A 26,401-nucleotide genomic window follows, 5' to 3' on the forward strand; every position below is an offset into this window, starting at 1 on the left:
GAGACCACCTCACTATCGATGTCCTGCGGTACCCGGGCCCTCAATTTCCGCCCGGGCGATCCTGATGGCGCCTGGCCCCTCCGTTCTTCCCTCTGGGATCGATCACTTACCAAGCGGGTACTGCGTACTGCTGGTGATGCGAACTGCGGTACTTCTCACGGCGGCCCCTGATCGCTGCGGGCCACCCGGTCCGGTCGTCAGCCCCGTCGCCATCTGGCAATCCGGCTTCGGATCTCCACCACCGCACCGTCCTGCGACTGCGGGTACTACTGCCCGGCAGTTCGTCTCTGCCGGGCCTTGCTCGATCTCGGCTACATGAGAAACCATAGCCACACTGCCGCCCAATGTCTACTCCGGCCGACATAGATTTCCGCATGTCGGCCGAGAAGGTAGTCACCCTCAACCACTGCATGGAGACTCAGCGGCTTCCCTCCCGCCAGCCGCACACGCTCGGACCGGCGTGGACGTGCGAAACGCCGGCGGCGCGAGCAGTCCGTGCTCGACCCAGTCCTTGAACATGCGTGTGCTCGCCTGGGGTGACGCCGAGTTCGCGGGCGTCGGAGAGCAGATCTTCAGCGGTGGCAGCGGTCTCTCCCACCGGCCATCGGCCAGTGGGCCCGCAACGCTCCGCAGGATGCCCTCACCCGCCGGGGCATCCGCCCCCGCGGCCCGCTCGGTATCGGGCTCCTGCCACCTCGATGTTGTCCTCGATGTCCACGACAAGACCAGCCTGCGCTCGCTGGAGGTGCTGCGCCCCGGCGGCCTTCTCGTCGCCATCCCGCCGGCGTCTCCTCCGAACTGGCCGACGCGGCAGCGGCGTGCGAGATCCGGGTCACTCCGTTCCTCGTGGAGCCGGACGGCCCGGCGCTCGCGCGCATCGCCGCGCTCATCGACGCGGGAGAGGTCGCGGTCGAAATCGAAGAGGTCTTCCCACTGGATCAGACCGCCCCCGCCCACATCCGTGGTGAGCCCGGCCGCACCCGCGGCAAGCCCGTCCTCCGCACCACGGCCTGATCCCGCTGCCCGCCCGCCTCACCGTTGCGGTGACACCACTGCCGACTCGCCGGCACGACGGCGGCTCGTCCGTTTACCCGGGCGCACGCGCTTGTCGCTGACGGAGCAGCTGACCTACACGTGCCCCTCCCCGGCCGACACGAAGCGCTTCGCCAACGCCTCCGAGCCCCGCGCGAGCATGGCCACGTCGGCGCCGACGAGCACGAACGACGCGCCCGCGGCCCTGTAGGCGTCGGCAGTTGCCGGATCGAACGCGTTGACACCGACCGGCTTGCCTGCAGCCATGACGTCGGCGAAGGTCCGCCGTACAGCGGCGACGACATCGGGGTGGGTCTGCCGGCCGAGGAGACCCATCGACGCGGCCAGGTCCGAGGGCCCGACGAACACCCCGTCGACGCCGTCGACGGCGGCGATCGCCGCCGCGTTCTCCACACCTGCCACCGACTCGATCTGCACGAAGAGCGACACGTACCGGTCGGCGTTGACCAGATAGTCGTCGACGCGGTTCCACCGGGCCGAGCGCGCCAGCGCCGACCCCACCCCACGGACGCCCCGCGGGGGGTAGCGGACGGCCCGCACCGCTGCCTCGGCCTGTTCGGCCGTGTCGATCATCGGCATCAGGATGTTCCGGGCGCCGAGATCGAGCACCTGCTTGATCATCACCGGCAGATGGCCGGGCATCCGCACGAGCGGCACGGCGTCGTACGGCGCCACCGCCTGGAGCTGGGCGAGCACCGACTCCAGCCCGTTCGGGGCATGCTCCATGTCGACCAGGAGCCAGTCCAGCCCGCTGCCGGCGCAGATCTCGGCGACCAGGGGGCTGCCGCTGCACACCCACATGCCGGCCAGTGGCAGGTCGGCCGCAGCGAGCGCGTCGCGCAGGGTCGGGTACGGCGTCATTCGAAGCGGCATGAGATCGTCCCCATCGGTCCGTAGTCGCACAGCACGCTGTCGCCGCGCGAGATCCACACCGGCCGGGTGAAGGACCCTACGAGGATCAGCTCCCCGGCCTCCAGCCGGGTGTCGTGCTGGCGGAGCTTGTCGGCCAGCCAGGCGACGCCCGCGGCCGGGTGGTTGAGCACACCGGCTGCCACGCCGGTCTCCTCGATGGTCTCGTTGCGGTAGAGCAGGGCCGAGATCCACCGCAGATCGACGGCGTCGGGCGCGGTCGGGTTCCCGCCGAGCACGAGACCGCCGTACGCGGCGTTGTCGGCGATCGTGTCGACGATGGTGCGCCCCTCCAGTTCGATGTGGGAGTTGAGCACCTCCAGCGCGGGAACGACGTACTCAGTAGCGCGCAGGACGTCGAAGATCGTGCAGTGCGGCCCCGACAGCGGTGCCTTGAGCAGGAAGGCGAGCTCGACCTCGATGCGCACGTTCGAGAAGTCGTCGAAGGGCAGTGCAGTGCCGTTCTCCCACACCGTGTCGTCGAACATCACGCCGTAGTCGGGCTCGGTGATCCCGGTCGCCGCCTGCATCGCCTTGGACGTCAATCCGATCTTCCGGCCGACGAGGCGCCGGCCGGCGGCGATGCTCTGCTCCCGCCACACCCCCTGGATCGCATAGGAGTCCTCGACGGTGGCTTCGGGATACCGCGCGGTGATCCGCGGGATCACCGAACGCTCGCGATGAGCGGTGGCGAGCTCGGCGGCCAGCTCCGCGACGGTCTCTGGCGACAGCATCATGCTCCTTCGTGGGCGGTGGCTGCGTGGGCGGTGGCTGCGTGGGTGGCGGCCGACTCGGGGTGGCGGTTGGTCAGGAATGCCTCCAGCGAGCCGTGCCGGTGCCCCCGGACGGCGTGCTCGATCTTCTCCGGCGGCGCGCCCTGCTCGATCAGGTCGAGGAGGACGTCGTGCTCGCACACCGATGCGGGAGCGCGGCCGGGGACGAAGCTGAAGATGGAGTCGCGGAGGTGACCGAGCCGGGCCCACTCCGCCTCGACCACCTCGAGCAGCCGCGGGTTGGGGCACTTCGCGTAGAGGGTGTGGTGGAACTCCTGGTTGAGCGAGCCGAACAGGCGCGAGTCGAGGTGGGCGAGCCCGCTGCGCATCACCTCGTTGAGCTCACGGGCCCGTTCCAGGTCCGAGGCGGCCAGGTGGCCGGCCGAGAGCGCGGTCGCGGCGCTCTCCACGACGGTGATCACCTGCATCGCGTGGCGGTAGGAGGAATCGTCGACCATGGCCACGCGAGCGCCCACGTTGCGCTCGAAGGTCACCAGTCCCTCGGCGCTGAGCTCACGGATCGCCTCGCGCACGGGCACGACGCTCATTTCCAGGTCCGCGGCGAGCGCGGTCAGCACCAGCCGGTAGCCCGGCGTGAACGCGCCGGTGGTGATCCGCTGGCGGATCCAGTCGTAGGCACGCCGGGATTTGCTGATGCCGGCGCTGCGGTGGGCCGCACTCATGGCCGCGCCCGCTCCGCGTCGTACCTTTCCCGCCAGGTGGCGTTCATGGGGAAGAGCCCGTCCACCGGATGACCCGCCCGGACCTGCTCGGCGATCCAGGCGTCCGCGTCCTCCTGGGCCAGGGCCGTGTCCGCCACCTCCTGGGCCAGGGCCGGCGGTATGACGATCACGCCGTCGGCGTCTCCGACGACGATGTCGCCGGGCACGACGGTGGCTCCGCCGCACGCGATGGCGAGATCGGCGTCCCAGGGGATGTGCCGGCGCCCGAGCACCGCGGGGTGCGCGCCGACCGCGTAGACCGGGATGCCGACCGCGGTGACCGCCTCGATGTCGCGCACGCCGCCGTCGGTGACTATCGCCGCAGCGCCGCGGGCGTGGGCACGCAGCGCGAGGATGTCGCCCAGGGTGCCGGACCCGGGCTCGCCACGGGCTTCGATGACCAGGACCTCTCCCTCGCCGACCGTGTCGAAGGCGCGCTTCTGCGCGTTGTAGCCACGGCCGTGGCTGTGGAAGAGGTCCTCGCGGTTCGGCAGGAAACGCAGCGTCCTGGCGATGCCGACGACCTTGCGGTCCGGCAGGAGCGGCCGGACGCCGTCGATCGTCACGTTGTCGAGGCCGTGCCTGCGCAGCTGGGCCGACAGGGCGGCCACCGGCGCTCGGCGGAGCTTCTCTCTCAGCTCCGGCGCAAGTGGGGCTGCGGTCATTGCCTGTTCCCTCCGCGGTCATATACGAAATCGCATGGGTGATACGAACCTGAATCCGGGCGGCCGCTGCCATAGGATGCGGCAGCAGCCGGTGTGCAGCCGGTCATCGCCCGGAGGAGATAGTCGTGGTGCCCAGCAAGGCCGAGCAGGCATTCCAGATCCTCAAGGAGCGGATCATGGACGGCACTTACGGGCCGGGCCACCGCCTCGTCATCGACCAGCTCGTGCGCGAGCACAGGATCAGCTCGGTTCCGTGGCGCGAATCCCTGCGCCGTCTTGAGGCCGAGGGCTGGGTGGAGATCATCCCCAACGTCGGAGCCCTGGTGCGGACGTTCGATACCGACGCGTGGCAGCGCGGCCTCTGCCTGGTCGCCCGCCTCGGCGGATACGCGACCGCCCTCTCGGCTCCGCATCTGACCCAGGCGGACCTGGAGCGGGCGCGGACCCTCAACCGCCGGATGGGTGAGGCACTGGCCGACTTCGACCCCGCCAGCTTCGGTCGCCTCAACCGGGAGTTCCACGAACTGCTCGCCTCGCGTGCCGAGGACGGGCGTCTGCTCGACATGGTCAAGAACGAGTGGGCCCGCCTGGAGCTGATCCGCAAGTCCGCCTTCTGGTACGCCCCTGGTCGGGCGCATGCCGCCCTGGCCGAGCACGACGGCATCGTCGAGCTGATCGAGGCCGGTGCCTCCCCGGACGCCATCGAGGCCGCCGCGAAGCAGCACGAACTCAACACCGTCGAGGCGGTCACCCGGCATGACGCCGAGCTCCAGAGCCGGTCCCATCGCTGATCACTCCCCCGCCGCTCGCTGGCGCCACTGGGCGATGAGCGCCTTGCCGTAGTCGTTGCCATGGGGGTGGCGCAGGGTGGTGTGCACGTGGAAACGGGCCGGCAGCCTGTTGCCCAGCCACACACCGGCGTGGTCGTCGAACTCGGTGAGGACCACCGGGCTGTGGACGCGAAAGTAGAACGGCTGGGAGCCGTCGGTCGCGCCGTACCAGGAGAACCACGTGTCGCCGAGGTGGTCGTCGTACTCGGCCAGCGCGAGCGCGCGCTGGGCGTCGGTCAGCAGCAGGAGGGCGTCCTCGACGATCCGCCGCAGCAGGCCGCGCTGGTGCCCGTCCAGCTCCCCGGCGCGAATGCCCTCGTACGGGATCACCCGGTTGTCGCGGAAGGCGCCCGCCACGTGCCGCTCGTCGGCGGGGTGGACACGCCCCTCCGGCATGGCCGGGTCCAGCACCGAGGCGTAGACGACCGCCTTCGTCCGCTCGTCATCCGACAACGACCCGGCCAGCTCCAGGGCCAGCCGCTCGCGCGTCTCGAAGAGCGGAGTCCGGGCGATGCCGGCGTCGTCGGTGAGCGCGGGCTCGGCCCCCAGGAAGACCGGCGCGATGACGTGCCGCCCGCCCACGGAGACGAAGTTGACCGCCACGTGGTGGCCGAACAGCTGCCAGCCCCAGGGCCGGACCGGGTCGGGGTCGCCGTAGAGCGCGAACCAGTAGGACCGGTCGTTCATCACCGTCGGAAGGTCGACCAGCTCACCGAGGTAGCCGTTGAGCGCCATCGCCTCGGTGACCCGGGCGCAGCCCTCCGGGCTGAGCGAGGCAGCCATCAGCTCCCGCACCGCCGCGACCGTGGCCTCGGACGCCACCTCCAGCCGCAGCCCGACCCGGTAGACCACGAACTCCGGGTTGGACCACGCCCGCCAGTGCGGGTCGTCGACGGCGTGGCGGACCGCGTCGCGCTCGCCGGAGGTGAGCGTGTCCAGCACCCGGTGCGCGGCCCGGGCGGCGGCTTCGCCGGCTCCGGGTCCGTCCTGGAGACGGTAGAGGCCGTCGACCGGTGTGCCGTCGGTGGTAATGCCCACGTACGGCTCGCGGTAGAGACCGTCCCAGTAGGCCAGCAGGTCGCGCAGGAAGGGGGCCTGGTAGCGGTTCCGGGCGAACTCCTCATAGGTCATGCCCCGGACATCGGCGAGCCGGGGATCATCGAGGTCGAGGAGGAAGGACCGGTACGTCTCGTCGCCGAGTTCGACGGCCTCCTCCCGCCGGGAGACCCGGGCGGTGGAGAAGAAGCCGTCGATGTCGTCGTCGGGCTGGTGGTCGGCTGGTGTGGCCACGGTGCGTCGCTCTCCGGTCGGCAGGTTTCTCAGATCGGCAGGTTGAAGAGGCGCTTGGCGTTGCCCGCGAAGACCAGGTCGCGCTCCTCGGCGGTGATGTCGAGAGCGTTCTTCACGAACTCGACGCCCTGGCCCATCCAGCTGCGGAAGACCGGGAAGGAGGAGCCGAACATGTAGTGGTCCGCGCCGTTGATCTTGAGCGCGGCCTCGACCTGGTGCTTGCCCCACGAGTGCGGGTGCGTCATGTCGAAGAAGATGTTGTTCTCCAGGTAGCTCTTGATCTTCTCGCCGCCCGTCGGGTCGAGCCGGGTGAGCGACTCCTTCTTGTTCGACGCGTGCGGGGTGAGCAGTTCGGTGTTCGCGAACCAGTTGCCGCCGAACATGGTGTGGACGAAGCGGAGGTTGGGGAATTCGTCGAACATCCCGCTGAACAGCTCGCGGCCCACCGCGGTGGCCTGGTCCACGATGCGGCCGTACTCGCGGCGCAGGTTGGTGTAGTCGATGACCGAGCGCCATTCGACCGGCAGCGGGGTGTGGTGGACGATCACCGGTACGCCGAGGTCGTTGAGCACGCTGAGGTAGGGCTTGAACACCTCGTCGTCGAGGTAGAGCTGCCCGTAGTGGCACGCGACCTGGACACCGACGGCGCCGAGCTCGTCGATACAGCGCCGCAGCTCGCGGATGTTCTCCTTGCCGCCCCACGGCGGGACGCACGCGGTGGAGAAGAGCCGGCCGCCGGACCGCTTGACGATGTCGGCCGCGTTGTCGTTGACCGCCTTGCAGGTCTCCAGGTCGAGCCACTCCTGCCAGACGGGCACGCGCATGACGCCGTAGTCGACGCCGGCGTCGTCCATCGCGGCGAGCTTCGCCTCGGCGGAGTAGTCGCCGTCGACGTAGTTGAGGTTCTGGTAGCCGGCCGGCTTCTCCAGGATCAGCTGCTTCTTGCCGTCGTCGGCCGTGCCGACCCGGGCGATCTCGCCGAAACCGCGCGGCGCGCTGTTCAGGAAGCCGCCCAGGATCTTCTCGTTGGTGAACAGGTCTTCGGGGAGGTGGTGGATGTTGATGTCGATGACAGTCATCGTGTCTCTCTTCTCGCTGGTGGTTGCGTACGCCGGCCGCCCGCCCGGTCTCCTGCCTGATGGTCACCCGCCGGCCCCGGCGCGCTGCCGGAGCCGGGCCCGAGGACCGCTGGTGTAGAGGGAGCCGACGATCCGTTCGGGGGTGATGTCGCCGGTGATCTCCTCGCGCACCGCACCGTCGGCGAAAACCAGGACGCGGTCGCAGAGCAGCGCGAGCTCGTTCTCGTCCGAGCCGGCGACGAGGACGGAACGGCCCTGGCGCGCGGCCTCGCGGACGGCCGAGACGATGATGTGCCTGGCACCCACGTCGACCGCCTGCGTCGGCTCGTGCAAGACCAGCAGGGCCGGGTCGGTCGCCAGCCACTTGGCCAGCAGCACCTTCTGCTGGTTGCCGCCGCTCATGTTCTTGAGCAGGGTCTGCGACAGCCTCGGCCGGACGTCGAGCCGCTCGATCCAGTCCCGGGCGAGCTGCCGCTCGAAAGCGGTGTCGACGGGCGCCAGCAGGCGCTTGCCGGTGCAGGTCTGCGGGAAGGCCAGGTTCTCGGTGACGGTCATCTCCATCGCCAGACCGGCGTCCTCGCGGCCCTCGGGTACGAGCGCGACGCCGGCCGCGACGGCCCTGGTCGGGCTGAGCCGGCGCACCTTCGCTGTACCGCTCGGGAGGGTGACCGTGCCGGCTTCGGCCCGGGTCGCGCCCGACAGCAGGTACGGCACGTCGTCGTAGCCGGAGCCGCCGAGTCCCGTCAGGCCGAGCACCTCGCCCGGCTTGATGCCGAACCCGACATCGTGCACCCGGAGGCCGGTGAGACCGGCCACGACGACCGGCGGGCCGTCGATCGCCACGGCGGCGCTGCGGTGCTCCAGGTCGTCGGCCTGACGGCCGAGCATGAGCGAGGCGAGCGCCGTCTTGTCCATCCCCTCGACCGGACGGCCGGCCACGACGACCTGGCCGTCGCGCATCACCGTGACGCGGTCGGCGGCGTCGATGACCTCCTCGAGGCGATGGGTGATGAGGAGGACCGACGTGCCGTTGGCGACGATGCCGTCGAGCAGCTCGAAGAAGTGCTCCAGCGCCTCGCGTCCGAGAGCGCGGGTCGACTCGTCGAGGATGATCAGCCCGCCGTCGTCGGGCAGGTCCTGGAGGGCCCGTGCGATCGCGACCACCGCACGCTCGTCCTCGCGCAGGTCCGCCACGCGGGCGTCGAGCGGGATGTCGCGGCCCATCCGCCGGAAGACGGCCCGGGTCGCCTCCCGTTCGCGCTGCCAGTCGATCCGGCGCAGGAACCGGGACGCGGTGAGGCGGCCGAGGCGGGTGTTCTCCAGCACCGTGGCGTCCCTGACCAGGCCGAGGCTCTGGTGGACGACCGCGACGCCGCGGGCCCGGGCCTCGTCGGGCCGGATCGGCAGCTGGACGTCGGCCCCGTCGACGCTCACCCGGCTGCCGTGATCCGGGTTGTAGACCCCGGTGAGGATCTTGGCCAGCGTGGACTTGCCGCAGCCGTTCTGCCCGATCAGCGCGTGGATCTCGCCGGGGGCGACGTCCAGCGCGACGTCGCGCAGGACGCGGGCGGAGCCGAACGTGATCGACAGCGAGCCGACCGACAGCCGGGGCACCGCCGGCACGGCTGCCTTCTCCCGCTCCTCCGGGTGGACGGGTTCGGTCATGCGACGCCCCACAGCTTCTTGAAGTCGTCCGTGAAGGTGGTCGGGCCGAACCACTCGCCCGAGGCGAGCGCGGCGTCGGTCACCTTCAGACCGGCGACGGAGTCCTTGGTGAACAGCCGGACCGGAATCTTGTAGTCGGGGGCCTGCGAGCCGAGCATCATCCGCAGCACGGCGTCGATGTCGGTCCAGGCCTGGTAGCTGGTGGCCTGCCCGGAGGCCGCCGCGATCTGCCCGCTCCGGAGCGCCTTGAGGCTGCTCAGCTCGGCCGCGCCGGTGATGACCTTGACGCCGGTCTTGGAGGCGGACTGGATGCCGGCCTGGGTGGGCTGGAGGAACTGCTCGAACTGGCTCTGCACGTAGGTGACGTTCGGGTCCTTGAGCAGGGCCGCGCTGGTCGAGGACGGGACCAGCGAGAAGTTGGCCGAGGAGACCTCGTTGACGGTGACCTTGCAGTTCGCGCAGTCGCCGGAGAACGTCTTCTTGCCCGCGGACACGAAGACCGCCGGGGACGGACCGTCGGTGTTCTGGTTGATCAGGACGTCCGCCTTGCCCTTGGAGTCGAGGATGGTCCATTTGGCCAGCGCGACCTGCTGGTCGGGGCCGGCGTTCTCACCGACGTACGCCAGCGTCGCGGACTGAGGGTGCCCGCTGTCGACGACCTGGTTGTTGATGACGACGGGGATCTTCGCCTTCTGCGCCGCCCCCAGCGAACTGGCGGCCAGACCGTACGGGATGGCGTCGGTGACGATCGCTCCGGCCTTGGCGGAGGTCGCCTGGGCGATACAGGCGTTGACGTCGGTCGGTGTGCCCTTGCCGTCGCAGACCTGGACCTTGAGTCCGGCGGCGCTCGCCGCGGCGGTGATCTCCTTCTGCGTGGCCGCGAACTGCGGCGCCTGCAAGGTGATCGGGATGTAGTAGATCGTCTTGCGGGCCAGCGAGGACACGTTCGCGATCCGGTCGGTCGGGACCGGGTAGGCGTCCAGCGGCTTGTCGAGCGCGGCCACCTCGCCGGCCAGCGCCGACGTGTCGGAGCCCGTGCCCGTGGCGGCGGAGCTGTCGGCGCCCTGGGAGCCCGAGGTGTTGTCGGAGTTGCTGCCGCAGGCGGCCAGCGAAGCCGCGAACATCGCGACGGCTCCGGCGGTCGACCAGCGGCGCACACGTCCCATACGGCGAAGACGGGAGGTGGTCATGGCGGGACTCTTTCCGTGGTTTCGGGGTGGCCGGTCAGGGTGGTGTGGCGCGGAGATGCGAGGTGGCGGGTCAGCTCACCGTGAGCGCTGGTGGAGGACGGTCGAGATGGTCACCGCGACCACCAGGACGCCGCCGTAGAAGACGTTGGAGACCCAGCTCGTCGCGCCGAGGAGCTGGAGTCCGAGCACGCCGGTCGCCAGGAAGAAGACGGCGACCAGGGTGCCGAGCGGGTTGAAGCGGCCAGGCTGGAGGACGGCGGTGCCCAGGAACGTTGCCGCGAAGATCGGGAGCAGGTAGGCCTGCGAGGAGTTGGGGTCGAAGCCGCCGGTCTGGGCAACGGCGAGCACGCCGCCGAGTCCGGCGATGAATCCGCCGACGGTGAAGGCACTCCAGCGGATCCGGGTGACCCGGACTCCGGCGAGCCGGCTGACCTCGCGGTTCTCCCCGACGAAGCGCATGTTGCGGCCCAGCGGGGTCGCATGGAGCAGGTAGGCGAAGACGATCACCAGCAGCAGGCCGTAGAAGAAGGCGACCGGCAGGCCGAGGAACTGTTGCGTCGCGATCTTCTGGAAGGACGCCGGCAGGCCGCTGACCGGCATCAGGTCGGACAGCCAGAGCGCGATGCCCAGCAGCAGCGTGCCCATGCCCAGCGTGACGACGATGGTGTTCACGTTGACCTTGACCACCAGCCACCCGTTGACCGCGCCCACGGCGGTGGAGACCACCAGGCCGGCCAGAGCGGCCGCCCACACGTTCCACCCGTGGTTGACGGTGAGGACGGTGACCAGCGTGGCGGAGAGGCCGAAGTTGGACGCGATCGACATGTCCACGAACTCGCCGACCAGGATCGTGCACAGCAGAGCTGCGGTGAGAAACACCAGCGTCGTCTGGTTGGAACCGCCGAGGATCGTCTTGAACGTACCGACGGTCATGAAGGTGTCGGGCCGCAGCGCGCAGAAGAGCACGATGAGCAGCGCCCAGACGCCGACCACCGCGAACCGGGCGGCGAACCAGCCGTAGGAACTGCGGGCGGGGACCGCCGCGGAGAGCTCGGGCTCGGTGGGCCGGACGGCCGCCTGAGCCTCTGAGATGGACGAAGTATCGGACATGCGAACTGGGTGCTCCCGTCTTGCTCTGCGTGTCACTCCCGATCTCCCGGACAGCCGTCCGGGGTCTGGCGGAGAGGGCTCCGGCCGACGCGTTCACCCGGCCCGCAAGGGCTGTGACGGCGGTCACGCGGCAGATCGTGTACGAAAGAGTATACGAAAGTCGCTGTGACACAAGTCCCAAAAGGCAGATTGTCAAATCGAGGTTGAGATCGTACACGATCCCCCATATGATCTGCGACGCCCGCCACGAGCCCTCGAGGAAGGACCTGTATGAGCGACCTCGTCACCCGCGATGTCGGCTACGCGCACGACGGCTGTCGCATGGTCGGTCTGGTCTGCACGCCCCGCTCACCACGCGCCGCGGCCGTCCTGCTGGTCCACGACGCGTTCGGCGTCAGCGATGACATGGTCGGCATCGCGCGCCGGCTCGCCCGGCACGGCCACCCGGTCTTCGTGGCCGACCTCTGGGGCGAGCGGACGCTCCCCCGGTCCGACGCGGAGATCGGTCCGCTGATCGGCGCGATGGTCGCAGACCGGCCCCGCTGGCTCGGCCGGCTGACGGCCGCGCAGACCGCGGCCGCGGCACAGCCCGAGCTCGCCGGCCGGCCCCTCGCCGTCCTCGGCTACTGCTTCGGCGGCTCCTCCGCGCTCGAACACCTGCGCACCGGAGCCGACGTCGCCGGCGTCGTCGCCGTACACCCCGGGCTCGACCTCCTCGACGCCGACTGGGAAGCGGCGGCCTCTGCTCCCGTCCTGCTCTGCGTCGGGGCCGACGACCCGATGGCGACCGCGGAGCAGCGCGGCGCCCTCCAGGCCGAGCTGTCCGGCGCCGGCATCGACTGGGAACTCCAGCTCTACAGCGGCACCACGCATGCCTTCACCAGCTTGAAGGGCCGGCACTCCGCCGCCTCCGACGTCTTCGCCTACCACGCACGCAGTGCCGCCCGCTCCTGGACCGAGACCCTGCGGTTCCTCGGCGAGATCCCCGTCCTCCAGCCCACCGCCTGACACGAAGGACCCCTCATGCCCGAGCTCGACATCGCCATCATCGGTGCGGGACCCGCCGGCCTCGCCGCGGCCCTGCGCCTCCACCAGCAGGGCTTCCGCCCGCGCATCTACGAGACCGTGCCCGAGCTCAAGCCGCTCGGCGTGGGGATCGACGTCAAGGTGTACGGCACCAAGGAGATCGAGGAGCTCGGGCTGCTCGACGAATTCCGGGCCATGTCCGTGGACGCCAGGACCTCGGTCTTCTACAACAAGTACGGCCAGGAGATCTACGCCGAGCTGTGCGGCGTCCACATGGGCTATCTGCACGAGCAGCGGTTCGTCCACCGCGGCTTCCTGCAGATGCTGTTCCACAAGACCGTCCTGGAGCGCCTCGGGGAGGACGCCGTCGTCCAGGGGATGCGCTGCGTCCGCTACACCAACCACGACGGCAAGGTCACCCTCGACCTCCAGGACACCGCCGGCAACAGCTCCCAGGTCACCGCCGATCTCGTCATCGCGGCCGACGGCATCAAGTCCGCCATCCGACAGCAGATGCACCCGGACCACTCCGAGCCGGTGTACTCCGGCATCACCATGTGGCGCGGCACCACCCTCATGGAGCCCTTCGCCGACGGCAGCACGATCCTGCACATCGGCGCGCCGCAGACCTCCAGCATGATCGTCTACCCCATCGCCAACGACTTCGAGGGCACCGGCAAGACGCTGGTCAACTGGGTCGTGGAGGCAACCCGCGGCGAGTCGGTCGAGGACTGGAACCAGACCGGGACGATCGACGAGGTCATCCACTACTACGACGAGTGCGACGTGCCACTGCTCGACGTGCAGGAGATGATGCGCAACGCCCGCGAGGTCTACCTCTTCCCGCTCATCCGGCACGAGCCGCTGGACAACTGGATCGACGGCCGCGTCGTCCTCATCGGCGACGCCGCGCACGCGATGTACCCCCGCGGTGGAAACGGCGCCTGCCAGGCCATCGTCGACGGCAGCTCACTCGCCCGCCACCTGGCCGGGGCGCAGGACGTGCCGGCCGCGCTCCAGGCGTTCCAGGCCGAGCGGCTCGCCGCCGTCAACGGCATCGTCATGGCGCACCGCGGCGAGGGCTACGAGGTCATCCGGCGGATGGTCGAGGACCGCACCGGCGGCGAACGGTTCACCGACATCGAGGAGGTCCTTCCGCTCGCCGAGGCGGACGCCATCTTCAGCGAGTACCACGCCCGGGTCGGTCAGCCGCGCACCGGCCACGAGGCCGGCGAGCCGACCGGCTTCCGCACCGGGAACGCCGCCCACGGCGCCGCGGTCCGATGAGCCGTCACACCGGCAGCCCGGTCGTACCGGCCGACGAGGCGACCCGCGCGGAGATCCTCGAAGTGGAGGAGCGCCGCCGGCAGGCGCTGCTCGACATCGACCTGGCAGTGCTCGACGACCTCCACGACGACTCGCTGATCCACACGCATGCCCCGGGCCTGACCCACACCAAGGCGCAGCTGCTGGAGCACGTGGCGAGCCGGGCGCCCTACCGGGGCGCGGCCCGCGGCCACCTCACCATCCGCCTGATCGGCGACGTCGCACTCGTCACCGGCCGCCTGACCAACCGGCTGGGCAGCCCGGACGGCTCCGAGCGCACCGTCGCGGGCCAGGTCATCCAGGTGCTGCGGCGTTGTGAGGACGGCAAGTGGCGCTTCGTCAGCTTCCAGATGACCCCGGACGGCGAGCACGTCTGGAATCCCACTGAGGCCGAGGCCGCGAGCCTCGCCGCACGCGAGCAGGAGGACGACCGGTGAGGATCGCCCGATACCACACCGCCCACGGGCCCACCCGGCTCGGGCGCGTCGACAACGAGACCGTCACCGACATATCCGAGGTCGTCGGCGGCACCTCGCTGCGGGCGCTCCTTCCGCTCCTGCCCTCGCTGCGCGACCAGATCCTCGCGGCGGACGGCGTCCGGCACCCCCTCGCCGACGTGGTCCTGGAAGCGCCGATCGACAACCCGCAGAAGTTCCTCGGCATCGGCATGAACTACCGGGAGCACGCCGAGGAGGCGGCGCAGGCCGGGATTCCGGTCCCGACCAGCCAGATGTGGTTCAACAAGCAGGTCTCGTGCATCGTCGGCCCGTACGACAACATCGTGAAGCCGAGCATCTCCGACCAGCTCGACTACGAGGTCGAACTCGGCGTCGTCATCGGCCGGCGCTGCAGGAACGTGCCCGTCGAGGACGCCCGCTCGGTGATCGCAGGCTACCTGGTGGCCAACGACGTCTCGGTACGCGACTGGCTGGCCGCGCGCTCCCCCACGTTCACCCTCGGCAAGTCCTTCGACACGCACGGCCCGATCGGCCCCTGGCTGACCACGGACGACGAGATCGAGGACCCGCTCGCGCTGACGATGCGACTCACGGTCAACGGGGAGGTCCGCCAGGACTTCCCGACCAGCGACATGATCTACGACGTCTACGAGCAAATCGCCTACCTCACCCAGGTCTTCACCCTGATGCCCGGCGACATCCTCGCCACCGGCACCCCCGCCGGCATCGGCGCCCCCACCGGGCGCTTCCTGAAGCCCGGTGACGTGATCCGCGCCGAGATCGACGGGCTCGGCGCGCTCGAAAACCGCGTCATCGCCGAGGGCTGAGGCGCGACCATGACCGAGAGCATCTACCTTCCCGGTTTCGGGCACGCCAACCCGGTCCCGGCCGCCGGCCGAATCGGTCCGTTCGTCGCCTCCGGTGCCCTGACCGGGCGCGACCCGGCGACGCACGAGATGCCGGAGGACCTGGCCCGGCAGTGCGCGAACGTGTTCCAGCATGTCCGCGCCCTGCTGGCAGCCGTCGGTGGCACTGCGGACGACGTCCTCAAGCTCACCGTGCGCCTGGCCGATCCGGATGACCGCGAGGCGCTCAACCGCGAATGGCTCGCGATGTTCCCCGATCCGCTGCGGCGACCGGCACGTCAGGTGGTCGCCGCCACCCTCGGCGGCACGGCACTTGTCCACTGCGACCTCCTCGCCGTCCTGCCCGACAGCCACGAAAGGCCATCACGTGAGCGTTGACGTGTCCGCCCTGCTCGGGTCAGTACCGGACGGCTTGCTGATCGGCGGCGAGTGGCAGCCGGGCTCCGGCGGAAAGCCCGTCGAGGTGCGCGATCCCGCCACCGGCACCTTGGTCAAGACCGTGGCCGGTGCCTCGGTCGCGGACGGCCTTGCCGCGCTGGCGGCCGCCGACACGGCGTTCCCGGCGTGGGCCGCGACTCCGGCACGTGCGCGGGCCGAGTTGCTTCGCCGCACCTTCGACCTTCTGCGGGAGCGCGCCGAGGAGTTCGCGCTGCTGATCACGACCGAGATGGGCAAGCCACTCGCCGAGGCGCGTGCGGAGGTGGCGTACGGTGCGGAGTTCCTGCGCTGGTTCAGCGAGAGCGCGGCGCATCTCCAAGGCCGGTACGGGCCCAGCCCCGAGGGCACCGGCCGCGTGATCGTCACGCAGCATCCCGTCGGCCCCTGCTACCTCGTCACGCCGTGGAACTTCCCGCTCGCGATGGCGACGCGCAAGATCGCGCCGGCGCTGGCGGCCGGGTGCACCGTCGTGATCAAGCCGGCCGCGCTCACCCCGCTGACCACGTCACTGTTCGTCACACTGCTGGAGGACGCCGGGATGCCCGCGGGTGTCGTCAACGTCGTCAACACCGCGGACCCCGGCCCCATGTCCGAGGCGCTCATCGGCGACCCCCGCCTTCGCAAACTCTCCTTCACCGGCTCGACCCCGGTCGGCAAGCTCCTGCTGGCGCGGGCCGCCCAGGGCGTCCTGCGCACCTCGATGGAGCTCGGCGGCAACGCCCCCTTCCTCGTCTTCGAGGACGCCGACCTCGACAGGGCCGTGGACGGCGCGATGGTCGCGAAGTTCCGCAACATCGGGCAGGCGTGCACGGCCGCCAACCGCTTCCTCGTCCACACCTCCGTCGCCGACGAGTTCACCCGCCGCCTCACCGAGCGCGCCCGCGGTCTGCGGATGGGCAACGGCACGGAGCCAGGAGTCGCCATCGGACCGCTCATCGACCAACGCGCCGTGGCCAAGACCCATGCGCTCGTCCGCGATGCGCTCGACCGCGGCGCCACCCTGCACACCGGCGGTACGGCTCCCGACGGGCCGGGCACTTTCTACCCCGCCACCGTGCTCGGCGACGTGCCGGCCGGAGCCGCCCTGCTGCGCGAGGAGATCTTCGGCCCCGTGGTCGCGATCACCCCCTTCTCCGACGAAGACGAGGCCGTCGCGCTCGCCAACGACACCGAATACGGCCTGGTCTCCTACGTCTTCACCGAGTCACTCGCCCGCGGCCAGCGGATGGTCGAGCGCCTGCACACCGGCATGACGGGCCTCAACGTGGGTGCGGTCTCGAACGCCGCCGCGCCCTTCGGCGGCTGGAAGCAGTCCGGCCTCGGCCGCGAAGGCGGTGACGAGGGCATCCACGAGTACCTCCAGACGAAATACACGCTCACCCCCAGTCCCTTCGTGTGACCGCTGCGCGCACACCCCCGACCGAGGGAGGAACCATGAACGACGGACCCGCGGTGACCTACGAGGCGCCGCAGACCATCAAGCGGATGCTCTTCACCACCTGGGCGCTGCTCGATGCGCTCACCCCCGACCTGCGGGCACAGGCGCACATCCCCGACATGGCCGACCCGCGCCGCCTCGACTGGGACTTCATCCCGAAGCCGGACCGCACGGGCGTGCCGCTCAAGAAGATGGACCACCACCAGCGGGTGCTCGCCCACAGCCTGCTGAGGTCGGGCCTCTCCCTGCGCGGCTACAGCCAGGTGCTGTCGGTCATGGCGACCGAGAACATCCTGCGTGAACTGGAGGTGGTCGAACGCGGCTTCGGCGTGATCGCCGGCGAGTTCCGCGACCCGGAGAACTACTCGTTCACGTTCTTCGGCCGCCCGGCGTTCGAGGACACGTGGGGCTGGCGGGTGATCGGTCACCACCTCTCCCTCAGCTTCACCATCGTGGCCCAGCGCCATCTGACGGTGACGCCGTTCGCGATGGGTGCCATGCCGATCCCCGCCGGCGTGCTCGACCCGCTCGGCGAATCGGAGCAGCGCGCGTTCGAGATCCTCGACTCGCTCGTCGGCGACCTGCGCGAACGCGCGGTGATCCATGACGTCGCACCGGCCGACTTCGTCACCCGGCAGGTGCCACGGGTCGGGGCCGAGGAGTGGCCCGACCCGGTCGACCTCGGGATCGTGGGCTACACCACCACCGACGACGACCGGGAGCGGCTGCGCTTCGTCCGGGCTGCTCCCTCGGGTGTCAGCGGCGCCGACCTCGACGGCCGGCAACTGGCCGCCGCGCGCGAGCTCCTGCTCCACTTCATCGAGACCGGCCCGGAGGAGATCACCCGGCAATACCGGGAGCAGGTGCTCGCCGGGGACCCCGGCGACCTGCACTTCGCCTGGGCCGGCGGCACCGCGCAGAACACCGCCCACTACTACCGGATCTCCGCCTCGGGCCTGCTGGTCGAGGCCGACAATGCGGTCGCCGCCGGTCAGCACATGCACACGGTATGGCGGGACCTCAACCAGGACCTCGGCCACGACCTCCTGCTCGACCACTACCGGCGGCACGGTCCCCACGGCGAACACCTCCGGCGCCGGCTGGTCTCCCACCGGCCGACCGAGGACGCACCGTTGTGCACCGACGCCTGGTACGCACCCGAGGTGTACATGAAACCTCACCGGCCCTGACGGACTCGGACGACAGCTGAACGCCGGTGCCCTTGCCGGTCTGTCTCAGCCGCCCAGCGCGGCCCGGATCGTCGCCGCCGACCGCTGCAGGCGGGCCCCGACCGAGGCGTTCCCATGCGTGGTGCCCACGTGCACGACCGCCACGGCGGCAGGTCGGCGGCCCCGAATGCTCAGCGGTACCGCCACTGACTGCACGCTGGGAATGACCTCGTCGTGGCTCGTGGCGTAGCCCCTCGCCGCGGCCTCGGCGACCTCGGCGCGCAGCTTCGGTGATGCCTCGGGCGGCCAGTCCTCATCGGCCAGGAGGGACAGGATCGCCTTGCCCGGAGCGCCCACGGAGACGGGGTGGCGTGCGCCCGGCCGCTGGACGACGGACGCGACGGCGTGGCGAGGTTCGACGCTGACCAAGGTGAAGCACTCGGTGCCGTCCTGGACCGCGAGGAAGCAGGTCATGCCGAACTCGTTTGCCACGGCGGTGAGTTCGGGGAGCGCTTCGGTCTGCAGGTCGTGGGAGACCGCGGCCGCGAGCGCGGCCATACGGGGGCCGAGGGACGCTCGTCCGGCCTGGTCCCGATTGACGAGACCGTGGTATTCGAGCGTCCGTACGAGGCGATAGGCGATCGAACGGTGCACCCCGAGGTGCCCGGCGAGCCCGTCGACAGTCAGCGGCTCGCGCGCGTCGGCGAGCGCCTCGAGTATCCGTATCCCCCGGCTGAGCGTCTGCGACGCGGGGCCCTGCGACTCCGTGGCCGAGTCGTCGTTCACGAGCAGACTCCTTGTCGTCCTATCGAACATCACATACGATCTGGCAATCAGTATTAGATCACAGCGTTCTATTAAAGAACAGTCGCCGTCGCCGTGACTGTCGCACGGCCATCACAGACACCGATGTCCTGGAGGGTTCCCATGCAGTTCCACCACCATGGCTACGTCACCGGCGACCCCCGGCGGCTGCCCGCCGCCGGGACCGGCCTCGACCGGCCGGAGGAGCTGCCTGACGAGCTCGACGTGCTCATCGTCGGCGCCGGACCCGCTGGGATGATCGTCGCGGCACAGCTCTCCATGTATCCGGGCATCGCCACCCGGCTGGTCGAGCGGCGCGCCGGGCGCCTCGAAATCGGCCAAGCCGACGGCATCCAGGCACGCAGCAACGAGACCTTCCAGGCGTTCGGCTTCGCCGGGCGGATCATCAGCGAGGCGTTCCAGCTCAAAGCCATGAACTTCTGGGCCCCGGACCCCGATGACCCGTCGAGGATCGTCCGCACCCAGCGCACAGACGACGACCCGCACGGGATCAGCGAGTTCCCGCACATGATCGTCAACCAGTCCCGCGTACTGGACTACTTCGCCGAGTTCGCGGCCAACGGACCGGCACGGATCACCCCCGACTACGGGTGGGAGTACGTCGGGGTCGAGATCGCCGAAAAGGGAGAGTTCCCCGTCACCGTCACGCTGCGCCGCACCGCCGGCGACGACGCCGGCAAGGAGCGGACCGTCCATGCCAAGTACGTGGTCGGCTGCGACGGCGCGCGCAGCGCTGTACGCGAGTCCATCGGCCGCAGACTCGTCGGAGACGAGGCACTGCACGCGTGGGCCGTGATGGACGCGCTGACCGTCACCGACTTCCCCGACATCCGCACCAAGTGCGCCATCCAGTCCGCACACGGCAGCGTCCTGCTCATCCCGCGCGAAGGCGGATTCCTGTATCGGATGTACGTCGACCTCGGCGAGGTCGACGAGGACGACAACGGCGCCGTCCGCTCGACCAGCGTCGAGGAGGCGATCGCCCGGGCGAACACGATCATGCACCCGTACACGCTCGACGTGCGCAAGGTCTCCTGGTCCAGCGTGTACGAGGTCGCACACCGCCTCACTGACAAGTTCGACGACGTCCCCGCGGAACTCACCGGGAGGCGTTCACCGCGTGTGTTCATCGCCGGCGACGCGTGCCACACACACAGCGCGAAGGCCGGACAGGGCATGAACGTGTCGATGCAGGACGGGTTCAACCTCGCCTGGAAACTCGGCCAGGTGCTCGAAGGCCGCAGCCCTGAATCGCTGCTCGACACCTACTCGGGCGAGCGCCAGGAGATCGCCCGGCACCTCATCGACTTCGACAAGGAGTGGGCGGAGATGATGACGAAGACGCCGGACGAACTCGACCCCGCCGAACTCGGCGCCTTCTACATGGCGACCGCGGAGTTCCCCGCAGGCTTCGTGACGCAGTACCAGCCCTCGATACTGACCGGCGAGGCGACCCACCAGGCCCTCGCCACCGGGTTCCCGATCGGCAAGCGCTTCAAGTCGGCACCCGTCGTGCGTGTCGCCGACGCGAACCCGATGCACCTCGGCCACCACCACCGGGCCGACGGCCGCTGGCGCGTGTACGCCTTCACGCCCGCGGAGACCGGCGCCGGCACGGCGGTGAAGGCCTGGGCGGAGTGGATGGCGACGTCGCCCGACTCCCCCGTGGTGCGCTTCACGCCGGAGGGCAGCGAGCTGGCAAGTGTTTTCGACGTCAAGGTGATCTTCCAGCAGACGCACGACCTCGTCGACCTTACCGGCGTGCCGGAGCTGTTCCTCCCGCGGACCGGGCCGTTCGACCTCATCGACTACGAGAAGGTCTACGCCGTCGACCCGGAGCACGACATATTCGACCTGCGCGGTATCGACCGCGGCCAAGGCGCCGTCGTCGTCGTGCGCCCCGACCAGTACGTCGCGCACGTGCTGCCGCTGTCGGCGACCGGGGAACTCACGGCGTTCTTCGCGCAGTCCATGCTGCCGGCGACGGCGCACAGCCGCGCCTGACACCGGCTCACGACGTTCCACCTTGGCGAAGAACAGCAAGGTCACCGAGGGCTGGAGGGTCCCCAACCTCACAGGTCAGTACCGGCGTTCCAACTCCCCTGTACCGGCACTCCGAATGCGCGGAATCGTAGAGTCGGGCAACGCCGCAGCGGGTTGCCTGTTGTGGGGATGCCACAAGTCGGCAGGCGCGAGGCAACGCTCCGCACGAAGGCCGTCCGCGCCCCGGGTTCATCCGACGACCGGCCGCAAGCTTCTGCGGCTGTCACGGGACCACCGCGCCAGCAGGTCCCCGCCGAGCTTCCGCCGCCCGCGCCGCCCGCTCCCCGGGAACGGCCCGTTGCCCTTCGCCTGTCCACATGCGCTCCCCTTGCGCTCCCCTTGGCTTCTGCGGGCGGGTCCGGCTGAACTGACGAACCGACCAACCCCGGGAGAAAAGCAAAATCCCAGGTCACGGGCTATGTGACCTGGGGTTTCGTGGAGCCGCCTTCGGGATTCGAACCCGAGACCTACGCATTACGAGTGCGTTGCTCTGGCCAACTGAGCTAAGGCGGCTTGCTGCGGGGTGTGCTGCTGGGCACAAGGGTGTCAGCAGCAGCGGGGGAAAGTCTACAGGGTTGAGGAGGGTGCTCGGGACCGTGGGGGGATCATGGGGAGGGGCTGGTCAGGAGCACTTCTTGTGGGCGGGGGGGACGGTGCCCGCCAGCAGGTAGGCGTTGACGGCGGAGTCGATGCAGGAGGACCCGCGGGCGTAGGCGGTGTGGCCGTCGCCGTTGTAGGTGAGGAGGTGGCCGGAGCTGAGCTGGGCGGCCAGCGACTGGGCCCAGGCGTAGGGGGTGGCGGGGTCGCGGGTGGTGCCGACGACGAGGATCGGGCCGGCCCCGTCCGCGGCGATCTTCGCGGGGCGCCCGGTCGCGGGGACCGGCCAGTAGGCGCAGCCGAGGGAGGACCAGGCGAGGGTGGTGCCGAAGAGGGGCGACGCCTTGCGGAAGGAGGGCAGGGCCTTCTCGACGTCGGCGGGGGACTTGAACGCCGGGGGCAGGTCGAGGCAGTTGACCGCGGCGTTGGCGTACATGAGGTTGCTGTACTTGCCGGAGTCGTCGCGCTCGTAGTAGCTGTCGGAGAGCTGGAGGAGGGCCTCGCCCTGGCCCTTGGTCGCGTCGGCGAGGGCGCTGCGCAGGCTCGGCCAGGCGGACTGGTCGTACATCGCGGAGATCACACCGGTGGTGCCCAGGGCCTCGGTGAGCGGGCGGGCCGCGTCGCTGGTCTTCAAGGGGTGGGCGTCGAGGGACTTGAAGAGGGCGGTGAGGCGCTTGCCGGCGTCGGCGACGGAGGTGGTGCCGAGCGCGCAGCCGGCGCGGGCGACGCAGTCCTTGGCGAAGGCGTCGAAGGCGACCTCGAAGCCGCCGGCCTGGGTACGGCTGCTTTCCAGCGCGCTGATGGAGGGGTCCATCGCTCCGTCGAGCACGACGTGGCCCACGTTCTTGGGGAACAGCCCGGCGTAGGTGGCGCCGAGGAAGGTGCCGTACGACTTGCCGACGTAGTTGAGCTTCGGGTCGCCGAGGACGGCGCGCAGGACGTCCATGTCGCGGGCGGAGTCGACGGTGGAGACGTGGCCGAGCAGCTTGCCGGAGCGGCGGTTGCAGGCCGAGTCGAAGCCGCGGTCGGCGGTGGTGAGGGCGTTGATCTCGGCGCGGTCGTCGGGGGTGGTGTCGACGGCGGTGAAGGCGTCCATCTGCTTGTCGCTCAGGCACTCCACGGGTTCGCTGCGGGCGACGCCGCGCGGGTCGACCCCGACCATGTCGTACCGCGAGGTGACGGCGGAGGGGTAGCCGAGGGCCGCGTACTGGAGGTAGTCGATCGCGGAGCCGCCGGGGCCGCCGGGGTTGACCAGGAGGGAGCCGAGCTTCTTGCCCTTGCCGGTGGCCTTCTTCCGGGCGACGGCGAGCTTGAGGTCGTCGGCCGCCACGGGGTGGGCGTAGTCCAGCGGGACCTTCAGAGTGCCGCAGTCGAACCCGGGCACGCCGCAACTGTGCCAGCTGATCTTCTGCTTGTAGTACGACGACAGGTCCGCGGAGGAGGTACTCGACGCGGAGGGCGCGGACGAGCCGGCCACCGACGACGACGCGGAGGGCGCCGGCGAGGAGGCCGCGGCCGCCTTGTGGCCGCTCCCTCCCGAGCATGCGGTCAGCAGCAGTCCGGTCACCGCGATCACGGTGGCGGGGATGCGGAGCAGGCGCGTGGGGTGCGTGGCGGCGGGCATCAGCGGCTCAGGTCCTCCCGTTGGGTGAGGCGAGCGTATCCGGCGGAAGCCGTCGAGGTTCGCCAACCCTGTCGCCTTTTGAGTGATTCCGGGTTTTACGGGTGGTTTCAGGGTGTGACGTGGGGGTGGCTGGGCATCGTGGAGGTGTGGGCGCGGGGTGAAGGGGTTCGCGGTGGTGTCGGCGGGGTTCGCCGGGCCGCGGAGGTGGGTGCGGGCGCGGGTCTGGGTGCGGTGACCGGCGCGGATGTGGATACGGGTGCGGATGTGGATACGGGTGCGGATGTGGATACGGGTGCGGTGGCGGGTTTGCGCGCGGGTGCCGGTGTGTGGGCGGCGGGTGCCCTGGAGGTGGGTGCGGACGCGGAGTGGGGTGCGCGCGGGGGCTTGGTGTGCGCGGTGCCGGTCGGCGTGGCGGTTGACGTACCGGTCGGCGTGGCGGTGACGGTCGGTGCGAACGGCGACCCGGGCGTCGGGGTGAGGCTCGCCGTCGGGGTGCGGGCCGGGCCGTCCAGCTTCTCGGTGAGATACGCGGCGACCTGGGCCGGCAGGTCCTTCGCACGGGGCACCCCGTCGAGCAGCCTGACCTGGTCGCCGGTCGGCCGGAGCGAGGTCCGCAGCCGTACCGCGGAGGCCCGTTGGCCGGCCTGCGCGGTGGTAGAGGCGAGCAGGAGGGAGGGATAGCGGCCGGTCGGGCGGGTCATGGCCGGGTAGTCGCCGGAGATGCCGACGGCGGCCGCGTAGCGGTCCGGGTGGGACAGCGCCTCGCGGACGGCGCAGGGTGCCTGCGAGCCGATCCCGATCACACCGTGCGCGGTGCGGGCGGTCAGGGTCCGGTAGCGGGCGGCCACCTCGGTGAGCACGGCCGCGGAGTCGGCGGCGCACCGGGGCGGAGCGACGAGCAGGAAGGAGTTGGCGCGGCCGCGGTTCGCCTGTCCGGCGAACGCGGAATACAGGCCAGAAGCGGCGGAGGAGCCGGCGGAGGAGGTGCGGACGATGACGACGGGATAGGCGACGCCGGACGCGGACGGGGTCGTGTAGTGGCGCGGCAGCCATACGCGGGTGCCGTCGCGCAGTTCCTGCAGAGTGCCGCCCGCAGGGTGGCCGAGGACGCGCAGTTCCGGCGGCGGCGGTGCGGGCTCGGGAGTGCGGGCGGGCGGCGACGGCATGACGTCGGGCTCGCGCGCGGCCACGGCGCGGGTACGGACCGGGCCGGCCGCGGCATCGTGCACGAGCGGCACGGCGACGGTCGCGGCGAACAGCGCGGCCACGCCCGAGGCGCCCGCGCGCAGCAGGGTGCCGCGATGGTCGACGGGCAGTTCGTACACCCGCCCGGCGCGCTCGCCGTACCAGTGCCGCAGGGCCCGTACCGCCAGCAGCGCGGTCGCGCCGAGGGCAGCCAGCAGGAGGAGGACGAGTACGGCGTCGGCCACGGCGGAGCCCCTTCGGGACGGCTGCGGCCCCGCGGGGACACGGCGAGCGGCGGGGACGCTGCCTGCACCTTGCATCCGCGGGCGCCCGCCGGGCGGGACCCGGGTGCGCCCGGGCCTCGTGATCACCCGAAGGCAGCACAGGGGGCGGGGTGCGACGGGTGGGGTCCGGGCTCGTACGGGAGCAGGGGCGGGAGCGGGACTGATGGTGCCCGGGTGCCCCAGGCGCCGGCTCGGGCTCAGGGTTCGGGCTCGGGTTCGGGCTCGCCGTACGGGCAGGGGCGTGGCAGGCGGGACCCGTGACGTCCGGGCACCGCCGAGCCGTGCCCCGTGGGACCCCGGGCATGCGTGGCGGCGGCGTCCGGGCGACCTCCACGGCACGCACGACTCGCACGGCGCCCACCGCCGTCGCCACACCCGCACCCGACGCCGTACCCGGGCGCGAACGGGTGCGCGGGTCAGCCGGCGCGGAGAGCGAGGGTCATGGCCTCGACGGCGAGCAACGGCGCCACGTTGCGGTCGAGGGCCTCGCGGCAGGCGAGCACCGCGTCAATGCGGCGCAGGCTGTGCTCGGGCCGGGAGGAGGCGGCGATCTGCTCGATGCCGTCGAGGAGGTCGATGTTGGCGACGCGGTCGGGGGAGCCGCCGAGTTGGAGGTTGAGGACGTCGCGGTAGAAGCCGGCGAGGTCGGTCAGCGCGAGGTCGAGGGTGTCGCGCTGGGTGCGGGTGGCACGGCGCTTCTGGCGGTCGGCGAGGTCCTTCATCACTCCGGCGGTGCCGCGCGGCATCCGCCCGCCGGTGCCGGACGCGGCGCCCAGGGCGGCGCGCAGTTCCTCGGTCTCCTTGGCGTCGACCTCTTCCGCGACGGCCTTGGCGTCCTCGCCGGCGGCGTCCACGAGTTCCTGTGCGGCGCGCAGGCAGCCGCCGATGTCGGCGACGCGCAGCGGCAGGCGCAGGACGTTCGCGCGGCGGGCGCGGGCGGACTCGTCGGTGGCCAGCCGGCGGGCCCGGTCGATGTGGCCCTGGGTGGAGCGGGCGACGCGGGCGGCCAGGTCGGGGTCGATGCCGTCCCTGCGGGTGAGGACGTCGGCGACCGCCTCCGGGGAGGGGGTGCGCAGCGTCAGCAGCCGGCAGCGGGAGCGGATCGTGGGCAGCGCGTCCTCCACGGACGGCGCGCACAGCAGCCACACCGTACGGGGGGCGGGCTCCTCGATCGCCTTGAGCAGCACGTTGGCGGCGCCCTCGGTGAGCCGGTCGGCGTCCTCCAGGACGATCACCTGCCAGCGGCCGCCGGCCGGGGAGAGCGAGGCGCGGCGGACCAGGTCGCGGGTGTCCTTGACGCCGATGCTGAGCAGGTCGGTGCGGACGGTCTCCACGTCGGCGTGGGTGCCGATCAAGGCGGTGTGGCAGCCGTCGCAGAAGCCGCAGCCGGGGGGCGCGCCCAGCTTCCGGTCCGGGCTGACGCACTGGAGCGCCGCCGCGAACGCCTTCGCCGCGGTGGCGCGGCCCGACCCGGGCGGGCCGGTGAAGAGCCAGGCGTGCGTCATCCGGGAGGCGTTGGCCGCGGGGGCGCCGGGCGGTTGTTCGGCGCCGTGGTCAGGCGTCACGAGCGCGCCCGCGGCCTGGGCGGCCGAGGCCAGTTCGGCCACCACGGCCGGCTGCCCCACCACGTCGTCCCACACGGCCATCGCGCCCGCACCTCGCCTCACGTCCGGCATCCGCCCGGCCGGCGTCTGCTCGTGTCCTGGTCTTCCGGGTACCACCGCGGTACCTCTGCCGCGAGCCGCTGCCGTACCCGGCGCACCCGCTCCCCCATTCTGCGGGACACCCAGGACACTCGGGCCACCTCGCCGGGCTTCAGCCGGCCCTCGCCGGGCC

Annotated in this window: 23 protein-coding genes and 1 tRNA gene; 10 read left to right on the top strand and 14 right to left on the bottom strand. The window is 70.9% G+C overall.

The genetic code is table 11. From position 1 onward, the window contains the following. Window positions 1-846 precede the first annotated feature (846 nt). Window positions 847-1,014, top strand: coding sequence for a zinc-binding dehydrogenase (locus tag ACIPAE_RS27955; protein WP_402448791.1), 168 nt, complete (start codon window positions 847-849; stop codon window positions 1,012-1,014). 114 nt (window positions 1,015-1,128) lie between these two features. Here the strand turns inward: ACIPAE_RS27955 and ACIPAE_RS27960 are convergent, their stop codons facing one another. From ACIPAE_RS27960 to ACIPAE_RS27975, 4 genes are read right to left on the bottom strand one after another with little or no spacing between them, the layout of a single operon-like run. Further along, window positions 1,129-1,926, bottom strand: a complete 798-nt coding sequence (locus ACIPAE_RS27960) for an HpcH/HpaI aldolase/citrate lyase family protein (RefSeq protein ID WP_402448792.1) — start codon at window positions 1,924-1,926, stop codon at window positions 1,129-1,131. Then, window positions 1,911-2,699 (bottom strand): 2-oxo-hept-4-ene-1,7-dioate hydratase, encoded by a 789-nt coding sequence (hpaH, locus tag ACIPAE_RS27965; protein ID WP_402448794.1) that lies wholly within the window; start codon window positions 2,697-2,699, stop codon window positions 1,911-1,913. Before hpaH ends, ACIPAE_RS27960 begins: the two co-directional genes overlap by 16 nt. Continuing rightward, the gene (locus ACIPAE_RS27970; RefSeq protein ID WP_402448796.1) at window positions 2,696-3,418 is read right to left on the bottom strand and encodes a GntR family transcriptional regulator; all 723 of its coding nucleotides are present in this window, start codon (window positions 3,416-3,418) and stop codon (window positions 2,696-2,698) included. The genes hpaH and ACIPAE_RS27970 overlap by 4 nt, the downstream gene beginning before the upstream one ends. Beyond that, window positions 3,415-4,122, bottom strand: a complete 708-nt coding sequence (locus ACIPAE_RS27975; protein WP_402448798.1) for a hypothetical protein — start codon at window positions 4,120-4,122, stop codon at window positions 3,415-3,417. The genes ACIPAE_RS27970 and ACIPAE_RS27975 overlap by 4 nt, the downstream gene beginning before the upstream one ends. 125 nt (window positions 4,123-4,247) lie before the next feature. On the opposite strand from ACIPAE_RS27975, the gene ACIPAE_RS27980 reads away from it, so the two are divergent. Further along, the gene (locus ACIPAE_RS27980) at window positions 4,248-4,913 is read left to right on the top strand and encodes a GntR family transcriptional regulator (protein WP_402448799.1); all 666 of its coding nucleotides are present in this window, start codon (window positions 4,248-4,250) and stop codon (window positions 4,911-4,913) included. Here ACIPAE_RS27980 and ACIPAE_RS27985 read toward each other — a convergent pair whose 3' ends face one another. From ACIPAE_RS27985 to ACIPAE_RS28005, 5 genes are all read right to left on the bottom strand, one after another. Further along, the gene (locus ACIPAE_RS27985; protein WP_402448801.1) at window positions 4,914-6,242 is read right to left on the bottom strand and encodes a DUF3500 domain-containing protein; all 1,329 of its coding nucleotides are present in this window, start codon (window positions 6,240-6,242) and stop codon (window positions 4,914-4,916) included. A 29-nt stretch (window positions 6,243-6,271) separates the two neighbouring features. Further along, window positions 6,272-7,321 carry an amidohydrolase family protein gene (locus ACIPAE_RS27990; protein ID WP_402448803.1) on the bottom strand — a complete coding sequence of 350 codons (1,050 nt, stop codon included), beginning with the start codon at window positions 7,319-7,321 and terminating at the stop codon, window positions 6,272-6,274. Between the two features lie 63 nt (window positions 7,322-7,384). Further along, window positions 7,385-8,986 (bottom strand): ATP-binding cassette domain-containing protein, encoded by a 1,602-nt coding sequence (locus tag ACIPAE_RS27995; protein WP_402448806.1) that lies wholly within the window; start codon window positions 8,984-8,986, stop codon window positions 7,385-7,387. After that, window positions 8,983-10,176 (bottom strand): sugar ABC transporter substrate-binding protein, encoded by a 1,194-nt coding sequence (locus ACIPAE_RS28000; RefSeq protein ID WP_402448808.1) that lies wholly within the window; start codon window positions 10,174-10,176, stop codon window positions 8,983-8,985. The genes ACIPAE_RS27995 and ACIPAE_RS28000 overlap by 4 nt, the downstream gene beginning before the upstream one ends. A 75-nt stretch (window positions 10,177-10,251) precedes the next feature. After that, complete coding sequence (locus tag ACIPAE_RS28005; RefSeq protein ID WP_402448809.1) at window positions 10,252-11,286, bottom strand: ABC transporter permease; 1,035 nt, start codon at window positions 11,284-11,286, stop codon at window positions 10,252-10,254. Window positions 11,287-11,556: 270 nt separating this feature from the next. On the opposite strand from ACIPAE_RS28005, the gene ACIPAE_RS28010 reads away from it, so the two are divergent. The 7 genes from ACIPAE_RS28010 to ACIPAE_RS28040 are packed head-to-tail and all read left to right on the top strand — an operon-like array spanning window position 11,557 to window position 18,028. After that, window positions 11,557-12,294, top strand: coding sequence for a dienelactone hydrolase family protein (locus tag ACIPAE_RS28010; protein WP_402448811.1), 738 nt, complete (start codon window positions 11,557-11,559; stop codon window positions 12,292-12,294). 15 nt (window positions 12,295-12,309) lie between these two features. Next, complete coding sequence (locus ACIPAE_RS28015) at window positions 12,310-13,599, top strand: FAD-dependent monooxygenase (RefSeq protein WP_402448813.1); 1,290 nt, start codon at window positions 12,310-12,312, stop codon at window positions 13,597-13,599. Continuing rightward, window positions 13,596-14,075, top strand: a complete 480-nt coding sequence (locus tag ACIPAE_RS28020) for a nuclear transport factor 2 family protein (protein WP_402448815.1) — start codon at window positions 13,596-13,598, stop codon at window positions 14,073-14,075. The genes ACIPAE_RS28015 and ACIPAE_RS28020 overlap by 4 nt, the downstream gene beginning before the upstream one ends. Continuing rightward, window positions 14,072-14,923, top strand: a complete 852-nt coding sequence (locus ACIPAE_RS28025; protein WP_402448817.1) for a fumarylacetoacetate hydrolase family protein — start codon at window positions 14,072-14,074, stop codon at window positions 14,921-14,923. The genes ACIPAE_RS28020 and ACIPAE_RS28025 overlap by 4 nt, the downstream gene beginning before the upstream one ends. A 9-nt stretch (window positions 14,924-14,932) precedes the next feature. Next, window positions 14,933-15,340, top strand: coding sequence for a RidA family protein (locus tag ACIPAE_RS28030; RefSeq protein WP_402448820.1), 408 nt, complete (start codon window positions 14,933-14,935; stop codon window positions 15,338-15,340). Beyond that, complete coding sequence (locus ACIPAE_RS28035; protein ID WP_402448822.1) at window positions 15,330-16,799, top strand: NAD-dependent succinate-semialdehyde dehydrogenase; 1,470 nt, start codon at window positions 15,330-15,332, stop codon at window positions 16,797-16,799. Before ACIPAE_RS28030 ends, ACIPAE_RS28035 begins: the two co-directional genes overlap by 11 nt. A gap of 35 nt (window positions 16,800-16,834) precedes the next feature. Then, a complete protein-coding gene (locus ACIPAE_RS28040) occupies window positions 16,835-18,028 on the top strand; it encodes a DUF3500 domain-containing protein (protein WP_402448824.1) in 1,194 nt (397 codons plus the stop codon). 45 nt (window positions 18,029-18,073) lie between these two features. Here the strand turns inward: ACIPAE_RS28040 and ACIPAE_RS28045 are convergent, their stop codons facing one another. Further along, window positions 18,074-18,793 (bottom strand): IclR family transcriptional regulator, encoded by a 720-nt coding sequence (locus ACIPAE_RS28045; protein ID WP_402448826.1) that lies wholly within the window; start codon window positions 18,791-18,793, stop codon window positions 18,074-18,076. A gap of 141 nt (window positions 18,794-18,934) precedes the next feature. On the opposite strand from ACIPAE_RS28045, the gene ACIPAE_RS28050 reads away from it, so the two are divergent. Continuing rightward, entirely contained in the window at window positions 18,935-20,836 is a 1,902-nt protein-coding gene (locus ACIPAE_RS28050) for an FAD-binding monooxygenase (protein ID WP_402448829.1), read from the top strand. 475 nt (window positions 20,837-21,311) lie between these two features. On the opposite strand, the gene ACIPAE_RS28055 is transcribed toward ACIPAE_RS28050, so the two are convergent. The 4 genes from ACIPAE_RS28055 to ACIPAE_RS28070 form a co-directional block, all read right to left on the bottom strand. Further along, a tRNA-Thr gene (locus tag ACIPAE_RS28055) sits at window positions 21,312-21,388 on the bottom strand. A gap of 109 nt (window positions 21,389-21,497) precedes the next feature. Then, the gene (locus ACIPAE_RS28060) at window positions 21,498-23,096 is read right to left on the bottom strand and encodes an alpha/beta hydrolase (RefSeq protein ID WP_402448831.1); all 1,599 of its coding nucleotides are present in this window, start codon (window positions 23,094-23,096) and stop codon (window positions 21,498-21,500) included. A gap of 107 nt (window positions 23,097-23,203) precedes the next feature. Next, on the bottom strand, window positions 23,204-24,526 hold the full coding sequence (locus tag ACIPAE_RS28065; protein ID WP_402448834.1) for a hypothetical protein: 1,323 nt from the start codon (window positions 24,524-24,526) through the stop codon (window positions 23,204-23,206). Window positions 24,527-24,981: 455 nt separating this feature from the next. After that, window positions 24,982-26,211 (bottom strand): DNA polymerase III subunit delta', encoded by a 1,230-nt coding sequence (locus ACIPAE_RS28070; RefSeq protein WP_402448836.1) that lies wholly within the window; start codon window positions 26,209-26,211, stop codon window positions 24,982-24,984. Window positions 26,212-26,401: the final 190 nt, after the last annotated feature.

The organism is Streptomyces sp. NPDC087270 (assembly GCF_044744625.1).
Classification (GTDB): domain Bacteria; phylum Actinomycetota; class Actinomycetes; order Streptomycetales; family Streptomycetaceae; genus Actinacidiphila.

Coding starts and splice junctions, on each gene's coding strand:
- ACIPAE_RS27960 (WP_402448792.1), bottom strand. CDS start 1,926: ATGCCGCTTCGAATGACGCCGTACCCGACCCTGCGCGACGCGCTCGCT.
- hpaH (WP_402448794.1), bottom strand. CDS start 2,699: ATGATGCTGTCGCCAGAGACCGTCGCGGAGCTGGCCGCCGAGCTCGCC.
- ACIPAE_RS27970 (WP_402448796.1), bottom strand. CDS start 3,418: ATGAGTGCGGCCCACCGCAGCGCCGGCATCAGCAAATCCCGGCGTGCC.
- ACIPAE_RS27975 (WP_402448798.1), bottom strand. CDS start 4,122: ATGACCGCAGCCCCACTTGCGCCGGAGCTGAGAGAGAAGCTCCGCCGA.
- ACIPAE_RS27990 (WP_402448803.1), bottom strand. CDS start 7,321: ATGACTGTCATCGACATCAACATCCACCACCTCCCCGAAGACCTGTTC.
- ACIPAE_RS27995 (WP_402448806.1), bottom strand. CDS start 8,986: ATGACCGAACCCGTCCACCCGGAGGAGCGGGAGAAGGCAGCCGTGCCG.
- ACIPAE_RS28000 (WP_402448808.1), bottom strand. CDS start 10,176: ATGACCACCTCCCGTCTTCGCCGTATGGGACGTGTGCGCCGCTGGTCG.
- ACIPAE_RS28005 (WP_402448809.1), bottom strand. CDS start 11,286: ATGTCCGATACTTCGTCCATCTCAGAGGCTCAGGCGGCCGTCCGGCCC.
- ACIPAE_RS28010 (WP_402448811.1), top strand. CDS start 11,557: ATGAGCGACCTCGTCACCCGCGATGTCGGCTACGCGCACGACGGCTGT.
- ACIPAE_RS28015 (WP_402448813.1), top strand. CDS start 12,310: ATGCCCGAGCTCGACATCGCCATCATCGGTGCGGGACCCGCCGGCCTC.
- ACIPAE_RS28020 (WP_402448815.1), top strand. CDS start 13,596: ATGAGCCGTCACACCGGCAGCCCGGTCGTACCGGCCGACGAGGCGACC.
- ACIPAE_RS28030 (WP_402448820.1), top strand. CDS start 14,933: ATGACCGAGAGCATCTACCTTCCCGGTTTCGGGCACGCCAACCCGGTC.
- ACIPAE_RS28040 (WP_402448824.1), top strand. CDS start 16,835: ATGAACGACGGACCCGCGGTGACCTACGAGGCGCCGCAGACCATCAAG.
- ACIPAE_RS28050 (WP_402448829.1), top strand. CDS start 18,935: ATGCAGTTCCACCACCATGGCTACGTCACCGGCGACCCCCGGCGGCTG.
- ACIPAE_RS28060 (WP_402448831.1), bottom strand. CDS start 23,096: ATGCCCGCCGCCACGCACCCCACGCGCCTGCTCCGCATCCCCGCCACC.
- ACIPAE_RS28070 (WP_402448836.1), bottom strand. CDS start 26,211: ATGGCCGTGTGGGACGACGTGGTGGGGCAGCCGGCCGTGGTGGCCGAA.